Genomic DNA, 22,238 nt, shown 5'->3' with positions numbered 1-22,238 from the left:
TGGTAAACTATTGTCGTACCCATACGTAGAGAGGAGCCGGCTATGGGCCCTGTAGACATCATCATCCTCGGTGCGGTCGCAGCCGCCTTCGTCGCGGTCGTCTTCCGTGTCCGCAAGAAGGGGACTTGCGGCGACTGCTCCGGCGGCGCCTGCGCGTCCTGTGTATCGGGCGGGCGGCGGGGCTGCCCTGCGTGCGAGGGCGTCGACAAGGTCGCCGAGCGGCTTTCCGAAGGGATGCCCCGGCATTCTTGACGCTCGCGCTCGGGCCGACGCTCCCGATGCGAGGCGAATTCCATGACGGCCGCCCGGCGATGCCCGGGCGGCCGTTTTCGCGCGCAGGGGGCGATGGGGCCGTGGGGGTCCACCGCCCGTTGCGCTTGGGAAACCATGCGGAAACAAAGATATGGAACAATCGCTGGGTAACGATATGACCGTGCGCGCTCGCGCATCGTGAAGGGTGCCCCCATGGATCAGCAGCAGAACATCGACTTCGTGCTCCGCACCGTCGAGGAGCGCAACATCCGCTTCGTCCGCCTGTGGTTCGTCGACGTGCTCGGCCGCCTCAAAAGCTTCGCCATCGCGCCGGAAGACCTGGAGGTCGCCTTCGACGAGGGCATCGGCTTCGACGGCTCCGCCATCGAGGGGTTTACCGCCCCGGAGGAGTCCGACATGCTCGCCTTCCCGGACCCTTCCACGTTCCAGGTGCTTCCGTGGCGCCCCGACCAGGACGGCGTCGCGCGAATCTTCTGCGACATCTGCACTCCGGACCGCAAGCCGTTCGCGGGCGACTCCCGCGAATGCCTGCGCCGCATGTTCTACCGGGCCGAGGAGGCCGGCTTCATCATGAACGTGGGCGCGGAGCTGGAGTTCTACTATTTCCCGGACGAGCATACGCCCGAGCCGCTCGACGAGGTGGGCTACTTCGACCTCATGCCGTCGGATTCCGCGCGCGACCTGCGCCGTTCGACCGTTCTCACCCTTGAGAAGATGAGCGTGCCGGTGGAGTACACCTTCCATAGCTCGGGTCACTCTCAGCATGGCATCTCCCTGCGCCATGCCGAGGCCCTCACCATGTCCGACGCGATCATGACGGCGAAGCACATCATCCGTCTCGAAGCCTACGAGGCTGGTATTCACGCCTCGTTCATGCCCAAGCCCATTGCCGACGAGGCTTCCTCCGCGATGTTTCTGCACCAGTCGCTGTTCGACCGCGACGGCAACAACGTCTTCTGGGGAGCGGACGACCCCGTCTACCACCTGTCTCCTACCGCGAAGAGCTACATGGCGGGCATCCTCGCGCACGCCGCCGAGATCAGCGCCATCACCAGCCCCACGGTCAATTCCTACAAGCGTCTCTGCACCGGCGAGGGAACCACGCCCACGCATGCGACCTGGGGCCTGCGCAACCGCTCGGCGATGATCCGCATCCCGGTCTACAAGCCCGGCAAGCACCTGTCGACCCGTATCGAGCTGCGCAGCCCCGATCCCATGGCCAATCCGTATCTCGTCAACGCCGCGACGCTCGCCGCGGGCCTCGACGGCATCGCGCGCGGCCTCGAGCTCCCTCCCGAGCTCGAATCCGCCACGGCGGCCATGGACGACGACGAGCTCACCGCCATGGGCTGCGCGCCGCTGCCCCGCAGCCTCGAGGAGGCGCTCGACGTGTTCGAGGGATCCGAGTTCATGAAGGATGCGCTGGGCGAGCACATCCACGGATTCTTCCTCAAAAAGAAGCGCTCGGAGTGGCGCAAGTACTCCTCCATCGTGACGGAATGGGAGCTCAAGCAGTACCTGGCGAACTCCTAGCGGCGATAGGGCGCCCATGCCCCGCCGCGGTGCGCACGGCGGGGCGCGTCCTATGTTTTACGACTGTTCCATTTTGCGGCCTGGTCGACGTTTTCGCCGCGTACAGGCCATGCGCTTGGTATGATTACCTAAATGAGGGGGTGCAGCATGTCAGAGAAGACCGTCCTGTATATGGCGAGGACGACGCGCTATTTCGACTTCGCCCGGAGCCTTACGGAGAGCCTCGGCGTCGAGGTCGCGGCGGCGACCCCCGACTCCCCGACGGCGACGCGCGATTTCGACCTTCTGATCCTTGATGCAGACGGCCTGCGCAACGACCGCATCGAGCAGATGGCGAAGTGGCTTGACGAGCGCGGGGGCATCCCGCTGCTCGTGATCGCGGACGACGACGCCCTGTCTTCCCTGCGCATGCCGTCGCATTCCCGTGCCGACTTCATCTGCTCGGGAGCGAGTGAGACGGAGCTCGAGGTCCGTGTGCGGCGCCTGCTGGGCGACGAGGACGCATTCTCCGTCGATGACGTGCTGCGCATCGATAACCTCGTGATCAACCTCGCCACCTACCAGGTCTATCTCGACGAGAGCCCGGTCGACCTCACGCTTATGGAGTACTCGCTCCTGAGTTTCCTGGCGACGCACCCCAATCGCGCCTACAGCCGCGAGGTGTTGCTGCATCGCGTGTGGGGATTCGAGTACTGCGGTGGCACCCGAACCGTCGACGTGCACATCCGCCGCATCCGCTCCAAGGTGGGCCCCCAGATCGCCGGGCACATCACCACGGTTCGAGGAGTCGGCTACCTGTTCAAGAGCTGACGCGCACGGGCGCCCCGCGGGGCGCCCGTGTTGTTGCGTACCGCCGTCCCCACGCCAAGGCCGTCTCAGCGGGCGGCTCCCCGGCGCGGAGATTTCGCCTGTCGCCCCGGCCGCGGGCGATGGAGCGCCTGGCCGATGCTCCGGGCTGCCCGGGCGGTGGGCTTGAGCACCCTTAAGAGAAACTGAAACTCCGTATCCGCTGCTGCCGCATGCTGGCGAATGGGGTACAACGTTGGGGACAGAACCGTACGGAAAGGAACCGAGATGAGCGATTACACACCGCAGCGCCCCGATGGGCTGGAAGACGGAGCGGGGCAGCCGCCGCGCGTCCAGGTCGAGTCGACGCCACAGGCCGAGACCCGCCATGCGCCGGTTCCGCCTGTCCCGCAGGGCCAGGGAGAATGCGGTCGCGAGACGCGCACGGTGGTGAAGACCCGCGCCAAGAAGCTCCCCGTGTTCCTGAGCGCGCTGGCCGGCCTCGTCGCGGGCGGCCTGCTCATGGTCGCCCTCGTGTTCACGGGCGCCCTCGACATCAACTCCGATAAGGGTTCGGTCGTTTCCAGCAACGCTGCCCAGCAGAGCATCAGCATCGATACCGAGGACACTACCTTGCCGGAGGTCGTCTCGGCCAAGGCGCTGCCGTCTGTCGTCTCCATCACGACCACGATCGAGTCCACCGGTCTCGCGATGGGCGGGTCGGACGAGAGCTCGGGCAGCATCGGGAGCGGCGTCATCCTCGACACCGATGGCAACATCCTCACCAACTACCACGTCATCGAGGGTGCGACCGACATCGTGGTGACGCTCGATGACGGCACGAGCCTGGAGGCGGAGCTCGTCGGCTCCGACGAATCGAGCGACCTGGCGGTCATCCGCGTGAAGGACGCCTCCTCTGCGAACCTCACCCCGATCGAGGTCGGTGACTCCGATGCGCTGACGGTCGGCGAGTGGGTCATGGCTATCGGCAGCCCCTTCGGCAACGAGCAGTCGGTGTCGACGGGCATCGTCTCGGCGCTGTATCGCTCCACCGCGCTGCCGAGCACCAGCGGCTCGTCCATCTACGCCAACATGATCCAGACCGACGCCGCCATCAATCCCGGCAACTCCGGCGGCGCCCTGGTGAACGACAAGGGCGAGCTCATCGGTATCAACTCCGTGATCGAGTCCTATTCCGGCTCGAGCTCGGGCGTCGGCTTCGCGATCCCCGTGAACTATGCGATCAAGATCGCCGAGCAGATCGTCGACGGCAAGACGCCCGTCCATCCGTACCTGGGCGTGAGCCTTGCGACCGTCAACGCGCTCAACGCGCGCCAGAACGGCCTTTCCGTCGATGCGGGCGCGTACGTGTCCGACATCACCGCAGACGGTCCGGCCGCGGCGGCGGGCATTCAGAAGGGCGACATCATCACTGCGGTCGACGGCGATGCCGTGGCCTCCGCCGACGGGCTCATCATCGAGCTCCGCGAGCATGAGGTGGGCGACAAGGTGACCATGACCGTCGTGCGCGGCAAGGACGAGGTCGAAGTCGAGGTGGAGCTTGGGAGCGATGAGGCGCTTCAAGCCGAGCAGGAGGACGTCTCGCAGGATACCGGCAACGGCGGCCTGACGGACGAGGAGATCCTTCGCTACCTGCAGGAACTGATGGGCCAGGGTCAGTAGGCCCGGGTTTCGCGCCCGCTTTCAGCGCTTGCGAGGCATCGGAAGCGCTGAAGGGGCGTCACGCCGCCGGAGGGCGGAGTGGGTGTCGACAGAATCGATAGGGAAGGGCGTCGTCCGTACGGCGCCCTTCTTCTTTTTCATCCCCCTGCCCAGCGCGTTCAGCGCGCCGGCGGAACAGGGCAGAGAGCGTCTGAAGTTTACGCGTAGGCGATGCGCCTGCTCTATACTGCTCTGCAGATATGTGAAGAAACAGGAGCAGCCCTTTCGAGGAGGTCCTATGTCAGGCAGGCATTTCAAAGGCGGCGACGCCGAGCGGAATACCGATCGCCCGCTCGGCGCCGGCGGTCAAACCGATACCCCCGGCCAGTCCTTCGCGGGCAATCGCTCGCCGATGGGCGCGAGCATGGACACGTTCGAGTTCACCGCGGCGGCCAGCGCCCGCCCCGGGTCCAGCAGCACGCCGGGCGGCGGGCGTCCGCTCACGCCCGACCAGCGTGCGGCCCAGGGCGTGAGCAGGCCCGTCCCGCCCGCGTCCGGGGTTTCCGGCCGCCGCCGTCCGCCCCAGGCCGGCGGCACGCCGCTGCCCCCGCTGGATCAGCAGCAGACCGAGAAGGCCGAGTTCTTCGACTTCAACCTCCCGTACGGCGAGGGCGACGCGTCCGTGAACGACGAGGGGCTCGTCCGCCATCGCCATCGTCGCGGGGAAAAGCGTCGGCGCAACGTCGGGGTCATCGTGGGGGTCGTCATCGCGGTGCTCGTCGTCGCGCTCGGTGCCGGCGGATTCGCGCTGTTCAATTCCGCCCGTTCGGTCAAGAGCCAGGCCAAGGAGGCCATCGCCCTGGCCTCGTCGGTGAAAGACAAGGTCGTCTCCGGCGACTTCACCACGCTTCCCGCCGATGCGAAGAGCCTCGATGAGATCTGCTCCTCCATCCAGGGCGAGGTGTCCTCGCCGCTGTGGACCGTCGCCGCGTTCGTCCCGGTGATCGGCGGCGACATCTCCGCAGCCCGCACCATGGTCGATGCCCTCACAGATGTTTCGTCCGGGGGCGTCCTGCCCATCAGCGAGAGCCTCGCCGCCGCGACTCCCGGCAAGCTCTTCCACGACAGCGCGGTGAACATGAGTGCGCTCGAGGCGCTCGTGGGGTCCCTGTCCGACGCCGCCCCGGTGTTCATCGAGGCCAACGAGCGCATCCAGGCTATCGGCGACACGCATATCGAGCAGGTCACCGAGCTGGTCGAGACCGCCAAGGGCGGCTTTGCGGCGCTCGACGGCGCCGCGCGCACGTCCGAGAAGATCGCCCCCGTGCTTCCCCAGATGCTCGGCGCCGGCGGCGCGACGCGCAACTACCTGATCACGGCCGAGAACAACGCCGAGATTCGCACCCAGGGCGGCTTCGCGGGCTCCGCGGGCGTGCTCAGCGTCACCGACGGCGTCATCTCGCTCGGCGACTTCGAGGGCGTCCAGCACGTCGCCGATCCCGACCTGCGCGCGCAGATCACCATTTCCGACGAGGAGATGAACCTTTTCCAGCCGTATGAGCCGACGATGGACTTCACCTCCGGCGACTCCTACTTCACCCCCGACTTCCCGCGCGGCGCCTGGCTCGCGGCGAAGCTCTGGAGCCTTAACCACGACGACATGCAGATCGACGGCGTGGTGGCGGTCGACCCGACCTTCCTGCAGTACATCCTGCAGGTGGCGGGCGGCGTCACGGCCATCGACGGCACGGAGGTCGACGGCACCAACGCCGCGCAGGCCCTGCTCAGCCAGGTGTACTGGAACTACCCCGCCGACAACGATATGCAGGACGCGGTCTTCGCGTCCGTCGCCGACGCCGCCTTCGACAAGCTGCTCGGCGGCCTGGACGACATCGACATCGCGAAGCTCGCCTCCGCCGTGTCGCGCGGCGCCTCCGAGGGCCGTCTGCTCATGTGGATGGCCAACGAACAGGAGGAGGACGCCATCGACGCCGCGGGCATCACGGGTGCGCTTCCCACCGACGCCTCCGACCCGCAGACGGGCGTGTACGTCAACAACTACAGCTATTCGAAGCTCGACTGGTACCTCAACCTCGATGCCATGAAGGGCAGCTCCTTCAAGAACGCCGGCGGCACCGTGAGCTACAACATGACCGTCACCATGAAGAACGACATGAGCCTCGAGGACGCCGAGAACCTCCCGGCCTACGTGCAGGCGCACAACGGCGGCGCGGACTCGCCGGCCCAGCAGATGCTCCGCTTGTACCTCTACGCTCCGATGGGTGGGTCCATCTCCGACGTGACCTGCAGCTCCGGCCAGCTCACCGAGGCGAGCCACAATGGCCTGCAGGTGCTCTTCGGCGACATGCGCCTCATGCCGCAGGAGGAGATCACGGTCACCTACACCGTCACGGTCCCCGCCGAGGGCGCCGACAAGGACCTCGAGGTCCGCGTCACCCCGACGGCCGAGGCCGCCCGCACGGGCGAGGCTGCCGAGCAGCTCTAGCGCTCGGCCCCGTGGCGTCAGGCGCCGCGGCGGGACGGACGGATGCATACGAAAAGGCGGCGCGCCCCGATAACGGGCGCGCCGCCTTTCGTTTACCGGTCAGAGGGCGTGCGCGCCCCGGCCGGATGAAAGCCCTCGCAGCCGGGATGCGCCTGCGCGCCCCGGCCGCGAGGGGCATGGACATCCGTCGCCTACAGGCCGTAGAGCGCGCTGAACTTATCGGACAGGTAATCGCAGTAGAACGTCGCATCGAAGGGCGCGCCGCATGCGCCGAGGATGAGCTCGGGGGCGTCCTTGCCGCGGCCCCAGCGCCAGATCTTCTCCTTGAGCCAGGCGCGCACGGCCGCGAGGTCGCCCGACGCGCAGGCGCCTGCGAGGTCGACGCCGTCGCGCTCCATGGCCGGGATGAGCTGCGCGTCGTAGGCGCTGCCCAGGGCGTAGGTGGGGAAGTAGCCGAAGCTGCCGCCGCTCCAGTGCGTGTCCTGGAGCGCGCCCAGGGTGTCGTTGGGGACCTCGAGGCCCAGGTAGCTGCGGGTCAGGTCGCGCCAGAGCCCCGGCACGTCCTTGGCGGCCGCCTCGCCGGCGAACAGCTTCCGCTCGATCTCGTAGCGGATCATGATGTGCAACGGGTAGGTGAGCTCATCGGCCTCGGTGCGGACCAGGGACGGCGTGGCGATGTTCACCGCGCGGTAGAGCGCATTCTCGTCCACGTCGCCGTATACCTCGGGCGCATGGCGGCGCAGCAGGGAGAGCAGCGGCCCCATGAAGGCGCGGCTGCGCCCCACGGTGTTCTCGAAGAACCGGCTCTGGCTCTCGTGGATGCCCATGGAGGTGCCGCCCTCGAGGCACGTGCGCGCGTAGGCGGGGTCGACGCCCAGCTCGTAAGCGGCGTGCCCGGCCTCATGGATGATCGAGTAGACGTTGGACATGAGGTTGTCCTCGTAGATGTGCGTCGCCACGCGCGCGTCGCCCACCGCGAAGCCCTCGGAGAAGGGGTGCTCGGTGAAGGCGAGGCACGTGTCGGCGAGGTCGAGCCCCACGAGCTTCATGAGGTCGAAGGAGAGCGCGCGCTGGCGCGCCTCGTCGACATGCGCGGTGAGGAAGGCAGCGTCCGGCTGCTCGCCGCGCTCGCCGATGGCATGGACGAGCGGGACCACGGTCTCGCGGACCTGGGCGAAGAAGCGGTCGAACGCCGCCGCGTCCATGCCGCGCTCGTACTGATCGAGCCACACGTCGTACGGGTCGCGGGTGTTGTCCAGGTAGGCCGCCTGGCGCTTGAGCGCTTCGACGATGCGGTCGACATAGGGCTCGAAGCTCGCCCAGTCGTTCGCCACCTTGGCTTTGTGCCACACGGCGTCCGCCTCGCAGGTGAGACGGCTCCAGGCCTCGACCTCCTCGGTGGGGAACGCGCGCGCCTCGCGCTGGTCGCGAGCGAGGGTGCGCACCTCGGCGGCGATCTTGGGGTCGGCGACGGCACCGGATGCGACGGCGTCCTCGAGGCCGCTCACGAGATCGACGGCGTCTTCGTTGCAGAGCAGCTCGTGGTGTTCCCCGGCGAGCGCCGCCATGGCCTCCCCGCGCGCCGCCGCGCCGTTTTCGGGGGCGATCGTGGCACCGTCGAACTCGGCGATCTTCATCAGGTAGGAACGGGTCCAGAGCTTGTTCTCGAGCGCTTCCAGGCGCTGCGCGAGCTGATCGGTATCTGCCATGGGTCCTCCTCGGTATCGAGTTTGCGTGCTGCATCCCAGTGTACCCATGCGTCGGCCGGAAGCGAACCCGCGGCACGCCGGCGCCGTGCCAAGAGGGACGTACCCTAACGGCACGCCGAACGTTCAGCCGTGCCGTTAGGGTACGTCCCTTTTGGCAAGGGCCTGTCCCTTTTGGCACGCGCTCGGTGCCGGGGCGAACTTGCGCCCCTGCCGCGCGGCTGTGCTATCATGTCGACCGATGCGATGACGGAGAGGTCGGACCTCGACGTGTCGCCGCGCAGAGAGGACGGGCCACCGGCTGAGAGCCCGTCTGCGGCGACGAGATCCGAGTTCACTCCCGAGCAGCGACCTGAACGGCTCGTTCGCGCCCCTGCGGCGCGGCCGCACGCGAGCTGAGTAGGGAAGCCGCGCGCCTGCGCGACATCAGGCAAAAGAGGGCATGCCGGGCAGACAGCCGGCAGCCAATCAAGGTGGTACCGCGGTAACTACAGCCGTCCTTGGGCAGTGCGAGAGCACGATCGCCCCAGGGCGGTTTTTTGTTGGCAATGATGGGTATCTGGAAGGGGTACTGAATGAGTCTGATCGATGAACTCGAGGCGCTCGAGGCCAAGGCGAAGGAGATGATCGAGACCGCCGAGACGGCCGAGAAGCTCGAGGCGGCGCGCGTCGCCCTGATGGGCCGCAAGGGCGAGATCACGGGCCTCATGCGCATGATGGGCAAGATCGATCCCGAGGAGCGCCCCGTTCTCGGCAAGCGGGCGAACGAGATGCGCCGCATGGCGGAGACGCTGCTCGACCATCGCATGCGGGAGCTCAAGTGCGCGGCGGTGCGCGAGCTCATGGCGACCGAGGCCGTGGACATCACGCTGCCCGGCGCCCGCCCCCAGATCGGCCACGCCCACCTCATCAACCAGATCATCGAGGAGGTCGAGGACGTCTTCTGCGGCATCGGCTACACCGTCGAGACCGGCCCGCAGGTCGAGAGCAGCTGGTACAACTTCACCGCGCTCAACGCCCCGCTCGACCACCCGAGCCGCTCGGCCCGCGACACCTTCTACGTGAAGGACAACGCCCCCGGAACCGCTGCGCATCCCGAGGAGCACGCCCACGGCGAGTCCGACGTGCTGCTGCGCACCCAGACCTCCGGCGTCCAGGTCCACACCATGGAGAACCAGGAGCCGCCCATCTACATGATCGCGCCGGGCCGCGTGTACCGCCCCGACACGGCCGATGCCTGCCACCTGCCCCAGTTCCATCAGATCGAGGGCCTCGTGGTCGACCGCGGCATCACCTTCGGCGACCTCAAGGGAACGCTCGACTACTTCGTGAAGTGCATGTTCGGCGGGGATCGCGCCACGCGCTACCGGCCGCACTTCTTCCCGTTCACCGAGCCCTCCTGCGAGGTCGACGTCTCCTGCGGCGTCTGCGGCGGCAAGGGATGCCCCTTCTGCAAGCACTCCGGTTGGATCGAGATCCTGGGATGCGGCATGGTCGACCCCAACGTCCTGCGCAACTGCGGCATCGACCCCGAGGTCTACTCCGGCTTCGCCTTCGGCGCCGGCGTCGAGCGCATCGCCGCGCTCCGCTACGACCTGCCCGACCTGCGCACGCTCGTTACGGGCGACATGCGCTTCCTGGAGCAGTTCTAGGTCGATCCATCCCAGCGGCTTTCCCAGGCACCCAACCTTGGCTTTCAATCGTCGGTCGCGTACCCAAGTACGCTTCCCTCCTCTTTCAGGCCAATCTTGGGCACCTGGAAAACCCGTCTTCGTTGTTGAGTTTCGCCTCGGTTTGGCGTCCGTTCCCAAATCGAGGCCCGATGTAGAGATCGCGCCTCAAATTGGTGCCTGTCCCCAATTTGAGGTTTCGACAGAAGAGGTATTCAGATGAAAGTTTCGTACGACTGGCTGTCCAGCATGGTCGAGCTTCCGGAGGACCCGGCGGAGCTTGCGACCGAGTTCATCCGCACCGGCACCGAGGTCGAGTCCATCGACACCGTGGGCGAGGCGTTCGACCATATCGTGACGGCCAAGGTGCTCTCCAAGGAGCCGCATCCCGATTCCGACCACATGTGGGTCACGAAGGTCGACGTGGGCGAGGCCAACGTGGACGCCGAGGGCAATCCCGAGCCGCTGCAGATCGTGTGCGGCGCCCAGAACTTCAACGAGGGCGACCACATCGTGACCGCCATGATCGGCGCCGAGCTCCCCGGCGACATCAAGATCAAGAAGAGCAAGCTGCGCGGCGTCGTCTCGATGGGCATGAACTGCTCCGCCCGCGAGCTCGGCCTCTCCGCCGACCATGCCGGCATCATGATCCTGCCCGAGGACGCCCCCGTGGGCATGCCGTTCGCGCAGTACCGGGGCACGTCCGACACCGTGCTGGACTGCGAGATCACGCCGAATCGCGCCGACTGCCTCTCCATGATCGGCATCGCGCGCGAGGTCGGCGCCATCTACGACCGAGACTTCCACGTCGAGCTGCCCGCCATCAAGGCCGAGTCCGGCGCCGCCACCGACGACACCGTCTCCGTCGAGCTCATCGACGAGGGCTTGTGCGACCGCTATGTCGCCCGCGTCGTGCGCAACGTGAAGGTCGGCCCCTCGCCCGAGTGGCTCGTCCAGCGCCTGAACGCCTGCGGCGTCCGCACGCACAGCAACGTCGTGGACATCACCAACTACGTCATGATGCTCACCGGCCAGCCGCTGCACGCGTTCGACCTCGCCGCGTTCGAGGAGCGCGACGGCAAGCGCGCCGTGGCGGTCCGCGCCGCGCGCGAGGGCGAGGTCTTCCGCACCCTCGACGACGTCGAGCGCACGCTGTCCGCCGGCATGGGCCTCATCGCGACGGGCGAGGCCGGCGCGACCCCGGTGGCGCTCGCCGGCGTCATGGGCGGCATGGACTCCGAGGTGACCGACGCCACCGTCGACGTGCTCGTGGAGAGCGCCTGCTTCAACGCGGGCCGCACCTCGCACACCAGCCGCGACCTCGCGCTCATCTCCGACGCCTCCATCCGCTTCGAGCGCCAGGTCGACGAGACCGGCTGCGTGGACGTCGCCGACATCGCCTGCGCCCTCATCGAGGAGCTCGCCGGCGGCGAGGTCGCGCCGGGCTGCGTCGACGTCTATCCCGCTCCCAAGACCGTGGAGCCCGTGGAGCTGCGCCTCGCGCGCGTCCACGCCCTGTGCGGCGCCCCCATCGAGCCTGCGTTCATCGAGCGCGCGCTCACGCGCCTCGGCTGCGCGGTCGAGGCGGCGGGCGAGGGCGAGCAGACGGTCTACACCGTCACCCCGCCCACGTTCCGTCCCGACCTCCCGCGCGAGATCGACCTGATCGAGGAAGTCCTGCGCTTGTGGGGCATGGGCCGCGTCGAGGCGACCATCCCTGCCGCCAAGAACCATATCGGCGGCCTCACGCGCGAGCAGCGCCTCACCCGCAAGGTCGGTCAGATCCTGCGCGGCTGCGGCCTCAACGAGACCATGAACTTCTCCTTCGCCGCCCCGGGCGACCTCGAGCGGATCGGCATGTCCGCCGAGGGCCGCGGGTGCCCCGTCGAGATCATGAACCCGCTCGTCGCCGAGCAGACCGAGATGCGCCGCTCGCTCATCCCGGGTCTTCTGCAGTCCGTCGAGTTCAACATCAAGCACAGCACGGCGAACGTGCAGCTCTATGAGATCGGCACCCTCTTCTTCGGCCGCGAGAACACGAGCGCCCCTAAGGAGCGCGAGGCCGTCGCGGGCGTCATGTCCGGCTCCATGGGCGACGTGACGTGGAACTGCAAGCCCATGCCGCTGCGCTTCTTCGACGGCAAGGGCGTCGTCGAGGAGCTGCTCGCGCAGCTGCGCATCCCGAAGGTCCGGTTCCGCCCCGCCGACGGCGACGCCTACGCCTTCCTGCAGCCGGGCCGCGGCGCCGAGGTCCTCTCCAGCGGCACGGTGCTCGGCTGGGTCGGCGAGATCCACCCCGACGCGCGCGACGTCTACGGCATCGACATCCCCGTGGTCGCGTTCGAGCTCAACCTCGAGGCGCTGCTCAAGCTCTCCGGGGCCCAGGAGGCCTATCGCGAGTTCTCGCAGTTCCCGAGCGTCGAGCACGACCTCGCGATCGTCGTCGACGACGACGTCACCTGCGAGGACCTCGAGCGCCGCCTGCGCTCGGCCGGCGGCAAGCTGCTCGTGGGCGTCCGGCTCTTCGACGTCTACCGCGATCCGGTCCGCGTGGGCGTCGGCAAGAAGTCCATGGCCTTCGCGCTGACCTATCGCGCCGAGGACCACACCTTGACGAGCGAGGAGGTCGAGCGCGCCCACCAGAAGCTGGTCACCAAGGTGTGCAAGGCGACCGGAGGCGAGGTCCGCTCCTAGTCGCCGTCCGCCGTGCGGCGCCGCGCCGTCCGGCGGGCCATGCGCCGCCGCATCCGTTCGTTCGCTTCGGATGCGGCGGCGCCCGACTATGGATCAGCCCGATGGGGACGGCGGCGGAAGGGCCGCCGGGCAGCGAAGGGAGCAGCATGCCGAGCTGGAACATACATATCGCGCAGGCCGAGCGCCTGCTCGCCCGCGACGGGGCCTGCGCGCGCTTCGTGCGCGACGCCAACGCGTTCCTGTTCGGGAGCCTCGTGCCCGACATCCCCGTGGGCTATATGGTTCCCGGCGCCCCGCACATCACCTACCGGGAGACGCACTTCACGGAGCCCGTGCCCATTCCCAAGCCCGACGAGGAGCGCTTCTGGTGGTCGTTCGTGGAGCCGCTCGTCTCCGCCGGGTCGGCGGTCGGGCCGATGCTGGCCGACGAATCGGGGTTCGTCCCGCCGGCGGACCTCGCGCGCACGCCGGCGATACGGGGGACCTCCCGCACTTCGGTTCCCTATCCCGACCCGCCCGCTCCGGCACCCGAGGTCGCGCATGGCCGCTCCGTGCTCGACCTGGCGCTCGGCGCCTGGGCGCACCTGCTCGCCGACCATATCTGGAACAAGCGCGTCAACGAGTACCTGGACCAGATCGGCGGCAAGCCGGGGGAGGAGTTCCGCATCAAGAAGCAGGCGGATTTCGATGGATTCGGGCGCACGCTCGCGATCAGCTCGGTCCCGCTCGAGACGCCTGCCCTCCTGAGCGCCGCGGAGGCGTTCCCCCAGTATCCCGTCGCCGCCCCCCAGGTTCACGACGCGATCGTCGTCGCCCACGAGATCGTGCGCACCAACGGCGTTCCCGAGCACCTGCCGTACCGCCTGCTCACCGAGGAGTTCTTCGAGCGCGTCTTCGACGAGGTCCTCGCCGAGACCGACCGCCTTCTGGCCGACCGCCTCGGATCCAGGTAGCGGAGCCCGCCCCCGCGTCCCGGCGGCCGCCCCGTATGCCGCGGCGACGCGTGCGCGATCGGCTTCGTCGTGCGCTGCGGCCCCTCGTGCATCCGCTGCCGCGGCTCCATCATAAACCCATGAACATATGTTCGAACCGATATGCTCTACCTGCGGTCTTGCTGCTGTACTTTTTTGCTAGCCCAAGCGCCGTCATGAGTCAAGACTTTTCTTGCCCAACGGAAACCTCCTGCTAAACTAATAGGTTGCGATAACTGGCACGACTGTGCCGAACAACCGCGTTCCCGCGAAGGAGGAAACACCTGGTGCAGAAGTCTACACAGGCCGTCACGGCAACAGAGCGCACCCGCGTCAACTTCGGGAAGATCCCCGAGGCCATGGAACTGCCCAACCTCATTTCCGTTCAGAAGCAGTCCTTCCAGCGCTTCATGGATGAAGGGCTCCGCGAGGCTTTCCGCGAGTCCAATCCCATCCAGAGCCAGAACCACATGCTGGAGGTGACCTTCGGCGCGCATCAGTTCGGCGACCCGTCCCACAGCGTGGAGGAGTGCCGCGAGAAGGACATGACCTACCAGGCCCCCCTCCTTACCGATGTCCGCCTCACCAACAAGGAGACCGGTGAGATCAAGGAGCAGCTCGTGTTCATGGGCGACTTCCCCATGATGACCGAGCAGGGCACCTTCATCATCAACGGCACCGAGCGCATCGTCGTCTCCCAGCTCGTCCGCTCCCCGGGCGTGTACTACAGCTCCGAGATGGACGGCGGCAAGCAGGTCTACAAGGCGCAGATCATCCCGGCCCGCGGCGCGTGGCTCGAGTTCGAGGTCGACAAGCGCGACCAGCTCGTCGTCTCCATCGACCGCAAGCGCAAGCAGTCCGCCACCATGTTCCTCCGCGCGCTGGGCATCGCCCCCACCAACGACGAGATCTTCGAGCTGCTCGGCGACTCCGACGTCGTGAAGCGCACCATCGAGCGCGATACCGCTCTCACCCGCGAGGACGCCCTCATCGAGATCTACCGCCGCCTGCGCCCGGGCGAGCCGCCCACCGTGGACGCCTCCCGCAGCCTGCTCGAGGGCCTGCTGTTCAACCCGCAGCGCTACGACCTCGCGCGCGTCGGCCGCTACAAGGTCAACAAGAAGCTCAACCTCACCACGGGCGAGGAGGTCACCGTCCTCACCGACGAGGACATCGTGGCGACCCTGCGCTACCTGCTGTCCCTCGCGGCGGGCGAGGCCGGCTTCAAGGTCGACGACATCGACCACTTCGGCAACCGCCGCATCCGCACGGTGGGCGAGCTCGTCGCCAACCAGTTCCGTATCGGCATGAGCCGCATGGAGCGCGTCGTCCGTGAGCGCATGAGCTCCCAGGACGTCGACGAGATCACCCCGCAGAGCCTCATCAACATCCGCCCGATCGTGGCGGCCATCAAGGAGTTCTTCGGCTCCTCGCAGCTGTCCCAGTTCATGGACCAGGCCAACCCGCTGACCGGCCTCACCCACAAGCGCCGCCTGTCCGCGCTCGGACCGGGCGGTCTGGCCGGCCACAAGTCCGGCTCCAGCCGCCGCACCAACGTCCCCACGGCCGTCCGCGACGTCCACAACTCACACTACTCCCGCATGTGCCCGATCGAGACCCCGGAAGGCCCCAACATCGGCCTGATCGGCTCGCTCGCGCTGTACGCCCGCGTCAACGAGTACGGCTTCATCGAGGCCCCGTACCGCAGGGTCGTCAACGGCCAGGTCACCGACCAGATCGACTGGATGACCGCCGATGAGGAGGAGAACCACATCATCGCGCCGGCCAACACGCCGATCAACCCGGACACCAACGAGTTCGTCGCCCGCGACATGGACGGCAACCTCGTCCGCCCGCACACGATCGTCGCCCGCACCCGCGACTTCGACGGCTCCTTCGGCGCCCCGGCCGACGTCCTGGTCAGCGACGTCGACTACATGGACGTCTCGCCCCGCCAGATGATCTCGGTCGCCGCGACCCTCATCCCGTTCCTCGAGCACGATGACGCCAAGCGTACCCTGATGGGCGCGAACATGCAGCGTCAGGCCGTGCCGCTGCTCCACCCGGTCGCGCCGTACGTCGGCACCGGCATGGAGCGCCGCGCCGCCATCGACTCGGGCGAGGTCACCATGGCCAAGAACGCCGGCGAGGTCGTCTTCGCCGACGCGTCCAAGATCATCGTCAAGAGCGCTGCCGGCATGGACGAGTACCACCTGCCCAAGTACCAGCGCTCCAACCAGTCCACCTGCATCAACCACCGCCCGCTCGTCCGCGTGGGCGACGAGGTCGTCGAGGGCCAGCCGCTGGCCGACGGCCCCTCCACCGATCACGGCGAGCTCGCGCTCGGCCAGAACCTCACCGTGGCCTACATGCCGTGGGAGGGCTTCAACTACGAGGACGGCATCGTCGTCTCCGAGCGCCTGGTCTCCGAGGACCTGCTGACCTCCATCAGCATCTCCCGCCACGAGATCGACGCCCGCGACACCAAGCTCGGCCCCGAGGAGATCACCCGCGAGATCCCCAACCAGTCCGAGGAGATGCTCGCCAACCTCGACGAGGACGGCATCATCCGCATCGGCGCCGAGGTCGGCCCCGGCGACATCCTGGTCGGCAAGGTCACCCCGAAGGGCGAGAGCGCGCTCACCGCTGAGGAGCGCCTGCTCCGCGCCATCTTCGGCGCCAAGGCCCACGACGTCCGCGACACCTCGCTCAAGATGCCGCACGGCTCCTACGGCCGCGTCATCGACGTCGTCCGCTTCAGCCGCGAGAACGGCGACGACCTCGCCCCCGGCGTTAACGAGCAGGTCCGCGTCTACGTCGCGCAGCGCCGCAAGATCCAGCAGGGCGACAAGATCGCCGGCCGCCACGGCAACAAGGGCGTCATCTGCGAGGTCCTGCCCGTCGAGGACATGCCCTACATGGCCGACGGCACGCCCGTGGACGTCATCCTGAACCCGCTGGGCGTCCCCTCCCGTATGAACGTCGGCCAGCTGCTCGAGTGCCACCTCGGCTGGGCCGCCGCCTGCGGCTGGGATGCCGACAGCGCCGACTCCGACGAGTACGTGCCCGGCCCGTTCTTCACCGCGACGCCGGTCTTCGACGGCGCGCACGAGGACGAGATCGCCGAGGTCATCCGTCGCGCCAACAAGAACATGGTCAACCTCGCCCGCGAGCGCTACGGCGAGCACATGCGCCCCGAGTTCGTGACGCAGCTCGACGGCCGCGGCAAGACCGTGCTGTACGACGGCCGCTCCGGCGAGCAGTTCCGCGAGCCGATCACCGTGGGCACGTCCTACATCCTGAAGCTCGGCCACATGGTCGACGACAAGATCCACGCGCGCTCGACGGGCCCCTACAGCCTCGTCACCCAGCAGCCCCTCGGCGGCAAGGCCCAGTTCGGCGGCCAGCGCTTCGGCGAGATGGAGGTCTGGGCGCTCTACGCGTACGGCGCCTCCAACGTGCTGCAGGAGATCCTCACGGTCAAGTCCGACGACACCGTGGGCCGCGTGAAGACCTACGAGTCCATCGTCAAGGGCGAGAACGTGCCGATGGCCGGCATCCCCGAGTCCTTCAAGGTGCTCGTCAAGGAGATCCGCTCTCTGGCGCTCGACATCGAGCCGCTGCAGGACGCCGAGCCCGAGGCTCCGGCTGCCTCCGAGGCCGTGGCCGACGCGCTCACCGAGCTCCCCTCCATCGACGAGGCCGACACCTCCGCCGACGCGGTCGACGCCCTTCTGGACGCGTTCGCCGCCACCACCACTGATAAGGAGTAGTTGACTGTGGCAGATTTCGAAGCTACTGATTTTGATGCGGTAAAGATCTCGCTGGCATCCGCCGACAAGATCCGTTCCTGGTCCCACGGCGAGGTCAAGAAGCCGGAGACCATCAACTACCGTACCCTCAAGCCCGAGAAGGACGGCCTCTTCTGCGAGAAGATCTTCGGTCCTGCCAAGGACTGGGAGTGCTCCTGCGGCAAGTACAAGGGCATTCGCTTCAAGGGCATCGTCTGCGAGCGCTGCGGCGTCGAGGTCACCTCGGCCAAGGTGCGCCGCGAGCGCATGGGCCACATCGAGCTCGCCGCTCCCGTGTCCCACATCTGGTATTTCAAGAGCCCCACGAGCTTTCCCATGAGCCGTCTTCTGGACATCAAGTCCAAGGACCTCGAGAAGGTGCTCTACTTCGCCAGCTACATCATCACGAAGGTCGACTACGAGGCCCGCGAGGCCGACGCCGAGGACCTGCGCGAGGAGCTCGCGGCTGATCTCGAGGAGATCGACGCCGAGTGCGCCCGCCAGATCGAGTCTCTGAAGGAGCAGGGCAACCCCGAGAACTTCGATGAGTTCTCCGATGAGGAGCCCCTCACCCCCGAGGAGATCGCCGCGGGCATCGTCGACATCGAGGAGGAGACGAAGGACGAGAAGCAGCTCCGCGCCGACGCCTTCCAGGCCTTCATGACGCTCACCGAGCGCGACCTCGTCTCCGACGAGCCGCTCTTCCGCGAGATGAAGCGTTACTACTCCATGTACTTCAAGGGCGGCATGGGCGCCGAGGCCATCCGCGACCTGCTCGCCGCCATCGACCTCCCGAGCGAGGCCGAGAAGCTCAAGGCGATCATCGCCGACGAGGACGGCCAGAAGCAGAAGCGCGAGAAGGCCGTCAAGCGCCTCGAGGTCGTCGACGCCTTCCTGAAGGGCGGCAACGACCCCGCCAACATGATCCTCGACGTCATCCCGGTCATTCCGCCCGACCTGCGCCCGATGGTGCAGCTCGACGGCGGCCGCTTCGCCGCGTCCGACCTGAACGACCTCTACCGTCGCGTGATCAACCGCAACAACCGACTCAAGCGCCTGCTCGACCTGGACGCCCCCGCGATCATCGTGAACAACGAGAAGCGCATGCTCCAGGAGGCCGTCGACGCCCTGTTCGACAACGGTCGCCGCGGCCGCCCGGTCTCCGGGCGCGGCGGTCGTCCGCTCAAGTCGCTCGCCGAGGCCCTCAAGGGCAAGCAGGGCCGCTTCCGCCAGAACCTGCTCGGCAAGCGCGTCGACTACTCCGGCCGTTCCGTCATCGTCACCGACCCCAAGCTCAAGCTGCACCAGTGCGGTCTGCCCAAGACCATGGCGCTCGAGCTCTTCAAGCCCTTCGTCATGAAGCGCCTCGTCGAGCTCGGCAAGGTCGAGAACATCAAGGGCGCCAAGCGCTCCATCGAGCGCGGCGCGAGCTTCGTGTGGGACATCCTCGAGGAGGTCATCGACGGCCGCCTCGTCCTGCTGAACCGCGCCCCGACCCTGCACCGCCTGTCCATCCAGGCCTTCGAGCCCGTGCTCGTCGAGGGCAAGGCCATCCACCTGCATCCGCTCGTCTGCTCCCCGTTCAACGCGGACTTCGACGGCGACCAGATGTCCGTGCACGTGCCGCTGTCCCTCCAGGCCCAGGCCGAGGCCCGCGTGCTCATGCTCTCCGCGAACAACCTGCGTTCGCCGGCTTCCGGCAAGCCCGTGAACGTCCCCTCCCAGGACATGATCATCGGCGTGTACTACCTCACCCAGGTCCGCGACGGCCTGTCCGGCGAGGGCCACATTTTCGCGAGCTTCGACGACGCCCTGCGCGCCTACGATGCCCGCTCCGAGGTCGACCTGCAGGCCAAGGTCACGGTTCGCGTGTCCGCGGCCGAGGCGAACGTGCACACCGAGGACGGCCGCGCCCTCTTCCGCGTGAAGAACAGCCGCGACGATGTCGTGGACTATGACGTCACCGGCACCAAGACCGCGCGCTTCGAGACCTCCATCGGCCGCATCATCTTCAACCGCCAGTGCCTGCCCGCCGACTACGAGTTCATGAACTACAAGATGGTCAAGGGCGATGTGGGCAAGCTCGTCGCCGACTGCTGCGACCGCTACCCGCAGGCCGAGGTCGGCCCGATCCTGGACGCCATCAAGTACTCCGGCTTCCACTACGCGACCCGCGCGGGCCTCACCATCTCCCTGTGGGACGCCCTGATCCCGGACGAGAAGCCCGAGATCCTCGAGCGCGCCCAGCAGAACGTCGACCAGATCAACGAGTACTACCTCGAGGGCTTCATCAACGAGCAGGAGCGCCACATCGAGGTCGTCAACGAGTGGACCGCCGCCACCGACGAGGTCGCCGCGAAGATGCTCTCCATGTTCGACGAGGAGAACCCGATCTACATGATGGCCGACTCCGGCGCACGAGGCTCCAAGGCCCAGCTGCGCCAGCTCGGCGGCATGCGCGGCCTCATGGCGGACATGTCCGGCGAGACGATCGACCTTCCCATCAAGGCGAACTTCCGTGAGGGCCTGCTGCCGCTCGAGTACTTCATCTCGACCTACGGTGCCCGTAAGGGCCTGGTCGACACCGCGTCCCACACCTCCGACTCCGGCTACCTGACCCGTCGTCTCGTCGACGTTGCCCAGGACGTCATCGTGCGCGAGGAGGACTGCGGTACCGACGAGGGCTGCACCTACAACCTGATCATCCCCGGCACCGAGGACGTCAACGCCGACCTCGTGGGCCGCTGCTTCGCCGAGGACGTCGTCGCCGATGACGGCACCGTGCTGTTCGCGAAGGACGCCTACATCGAGTCCGTGGACGACATCAAGAAGATGCTCGCCGCCGGCTTCACCAAGGTGAACCTCCGCGCGCTGCTCACCTGCCGCTCCAAGTACGGTGTCTGCCAGAAGTGCTACGGCTGGGACCTCTCCACCCGTCGCCCCGTCGCGATCGGCACCGCCGTCGGCATCATCGCCGCGCAGTCCATCGGCGAGCCCGGTACGCAGCTGACGATGCGTACCATCCACTCCGGCGGCGTCGCGGGCGTCGACGACATCACGCAGGGCCTGCCCACGGTCGGCCGCATGTTCGACGTCGTCGGCAACGTTAACGAGAAGATCCTGGGCCGCGAGGCCGATCTGGCCCCGTTCTCCGGCAACCTCTCGATCAAGCCCGAGAAGTCCGAGTACGTGCTCACCCTCACCGATGCCGACGACCCGTCGCGCATCCTCGAGGAGCGCCGCGTGCCCGCGTCCGTCCGCTTCATGCCCGGCATCGAGGACGGCTGCACGGTCCGCGCCGGCGACCAGATCACCAAGGGCTTCGTCAACTTCCGCAACCTGCGCAAGCTCACGGACATCGAGAGCACGATGCACACGTTCGTCGAGAACGTCAAGGACGTCTACACGAGCCAGGGCGTCGACCTGAACGACAAGCACATCGAGGTCATGGCCCGTCAGATGCTCCGTCGCGTCCAGATCACCAACCCCGGCGACTCCAAGTACCTGCTCGGTCAGTACGTCGACCGCTATGAGTTCGCCGACGAGGTCGAGCGCGTCGCCCGCCGCGGCGGTGCCGCCCCGGCGGCCGAGCCCGCCATCCTGGGCACGCTCAAGGTCGCGTCCTCGATTGACTCCTGGCTGTCCTCCGCCTCGTTCATCCGCACGGCGGGCGTCCTCACCGAGGCCGCCATCGAGGGCAAGGTCGACCACCTGCTCGACCTCAAGTCCAACGTCATCGTGGGCAAGAAGATTCCCGCGGGCACGGGCCTCAAGGCCTATGACCGCGTCGGCCTCACCTACCGCACGGCGGACGGCTACGTCAACATCGACGGCCCGACGTCCCCGAACGCGAAGGTGCTGCCCGAGTGGGCGCCCGAGCAGCTCAAGGAGCTCGACGAGCAGCTCCCGCAGCAGCTCGACTGGGCCGGCTACGACGAGTTCGGCGGCGGCGACGGTTCGTTCACCCGCAACGGCCGCACCATCTCCGCCGAGGACGCCCGTCTCTACCTGTTCGACGACCTCGGGGTGTCCCAGCGCTGGACGAACAAGTTCAGCGAGGTCGGCATCGAGACCGTCGGCAACCTGGTCGGCAAGTCCGAGGAGGACCTGCTCCGGATCGACGGCATCGGCGCCAAGGCGATCGAGGAGCTGCGCGACGGCCTGGAGGCCCACAACCTGCTCTACATCCTCGACAACAACGAGGACGTCGCCGACGAGGAGGACCTCTCCCAGCTGCTGCAGATGGTGTTCTCTCCGGACGGCCCGGACGACATCCTGCTCGGCACGAGCGCTCCGCGCCATCACTACGACTCCGACGAGGAGATGATCGGCGCTCCCGCGGAGGAGAAGAAGGAGTCCGGCTCCGGCGTCATCAATGAGGATATGGCCTCCCTCGACGAGCTGCTCAACCAGCTCGTCGACACCGACGAGGTGCATCCTGAGGAGCAGGAGGACTAAACCCCTCGCCCCTCGGGCGATATCGCCAAAAAACCCGCCTTCCCATCTGGGGAGGCGGGTTTTTCATACGCGCCGGCTTTGCTGAGAAGCGAGGTCCAGCGGCGGGTGCGGGCCTTGCTGCGGCCCGATGCGCTGAAGCGCGAATAGGCGGATCGGCGATGGCGGCCAAGTCGAAGGCGACTGGACGT

11 protein-coding genes are annotated in these 22,238 nt (G+C 67.4%); 10 read left to right on the top strand and 1 reads right to left on the bottom strand.

Annotation, left to right across the window (positions count from 1 at the left end):
* The first annotated feature begins 42 nt into the window (after positions 1-42).
* The 5 genes from BQ7355_RS00915 to BQ7355_RS00895 all read left to right on the top strand — a co-directional run bounded on the left by BQ7355_RS00915 (position 43) and on the right by BQ7355_RS00895 (position 6,760).
* Positions 43-252 (top strand): hypothetical protein, encoded by a 210-nt coding sequence (locus BQ7355_RS00915; protein ID WP_072414504.1) that lies wholly within the window; start codon positions 43-45, stop codon positions 250-252.
* A 213-nt stretch (positions 253-465) separates the two neighbouring features.
* Positions 466-1,806: a glutamine synthetase family protein gene (locus BQ7355_RS00910; RefSeq protein ID WP_072414503.1), complete on the top strand. Its 1,341-nt coding sequence runs from the start codon at positions 466-468 to the stop codon at positions 1,804-1,806.
* A gap of 147 nt (positions 1,807-1,953) precedes the next feature.
* Positions 1,954-2,616 carry a winged helix-turn-helix transcriptional regulator gene (locus BQ7355_RS00905; protein ID WP_072414502.1) on the top strand — a complete coding sequence of 221 codons (663 nt, stop codon included), beginning with the start codon at positions 1,954-1,956 and terminating at the stop codon, positions 2,614-2,616.
* Between the two features lie 264 nt (positions 2,617-2,880).
* Complete coding sequence (locus tag BQ7355_RS00900; RefSeq protein ID WP_072414501.1) at positions 2,881-4,275, top strand: S1C family serine protease; 1,395 nt, start codon at positions 2,881-2,883, stop codon at positions 4,273-4,275.
* A gap of 277 nt (positions 4,276-4,552) precedes the next feature.
* On the top strand, positions 4,553-6,760 hold the full coding sequence (locus BQ7355_RS00895; protein WP_072414500.1) for a DUF4012 domain-containing protein: 2,208 nt from the start codon (positions 4,553-4,555) through the stop codon (positions 6,758-6,760).
* A gap of 191 nt (positions 6,761-6,951) precedes the next feature.
* On the opposite strand, the gene BQ7355_RS00890 is transcribed toward BQ7355_RS00895, so the two are convergent.
* Positions 6,952-8,469: a carboxypeptidase M32 gene (locus tag BQ7355_RS00890; protein WP_072414499.1), complete on the bottom strand. Its 1,518-nt coding sequence runs from the start codon at positions 8,467-8,469 to the stop codon at positions 6,952-6,954.
* 572 nt (positions 8,470-9,041) lie between these two features.
* Between BQ7355_RS00890 and pheS the strand changes: the two genes are divergently transcribed.
* The 5 genes from pheS to BQ7355_RS00865 all read left to right on the top strand — a co-directional run bounded on the left by pheS (position 9,042) and on the right by BQ7355_RS00865 (position 22,050).
* A complete protein-coding gene (gene pheS, locus BQ7355_RS00885) occupies positions 9,042-10,118 on the top strand; it encodes a phenylalanine--tRNA ligase subunit alpha (protein ID WP_072414498.1) in 1,077 nt (358 codons plus the stop codon).
* A gap of 237 nt (positions 10,119-10,355) precedes the next feature.
* Positions 10,356-12,830, top strand: coding sequence for a phenylalanine--tRNA ligase subunit beta (gene pheT, locus BQ7355_RS00880; protein WP_072414497.1), 2,475 nt, complete (start codon positions 10,356-10,358; stop codon positions 12,828-12,830).
* Between the two features lie 146 nt (positions 12,831-12,976).
* Entirely contained in the window at positions 12,977-13,783 is an 807-nt protein-coding gene (locus BQ7355_RS00875; RefSeq protein ID WP_072414496.1) for a hypothetical protein, read from the top strand.
* Between the two features lie 305 nt (positions 13,784-14,088).
* Positions 14,089-17,574 (top strand): DNA-directed RNA polymerase subunit beta, encoded by a 3,486-nt coding sequence (gene rpoB / locus BQ7355_RS00870; RefSeq protein WP_072414495.1) that lies wholly within the window; start codon positions 14,089-14,091, stop codon positions 17,572-17,574.
* Between the two features lie 6 nt (positions 17,575-17,580).
* Positions 17,581-22,050 (top strand): DNA-directed RNA polymerase subunit beta', encoded by a 4,470-nt coding sequence (locus tag BQ7355_RS00865; protein ID WP_205407536.1) that lies wholly within the window; start codon positions 17,581-17,583, stop codon positions 22,048-22,050.
* Positions 22,051-22,238 lie beyond the last annotated feature (188 nt).

This window comes from Collinsella phocaeensis (assembly GCF_900119895.1).
GTDB classification, from domain to species: domain Bacteria; phylum Actinomycetota; class Coriobacteriia; order Coriobacteriales; family Coriobacteriaceae; genus Collinsella; species Collinsella phocaeensis.
The sequence above is the reverse complement of the archived record's forward strand: the minus strand, read 5'-3'. Positions and strand labels throughout refer to the sequence as shown.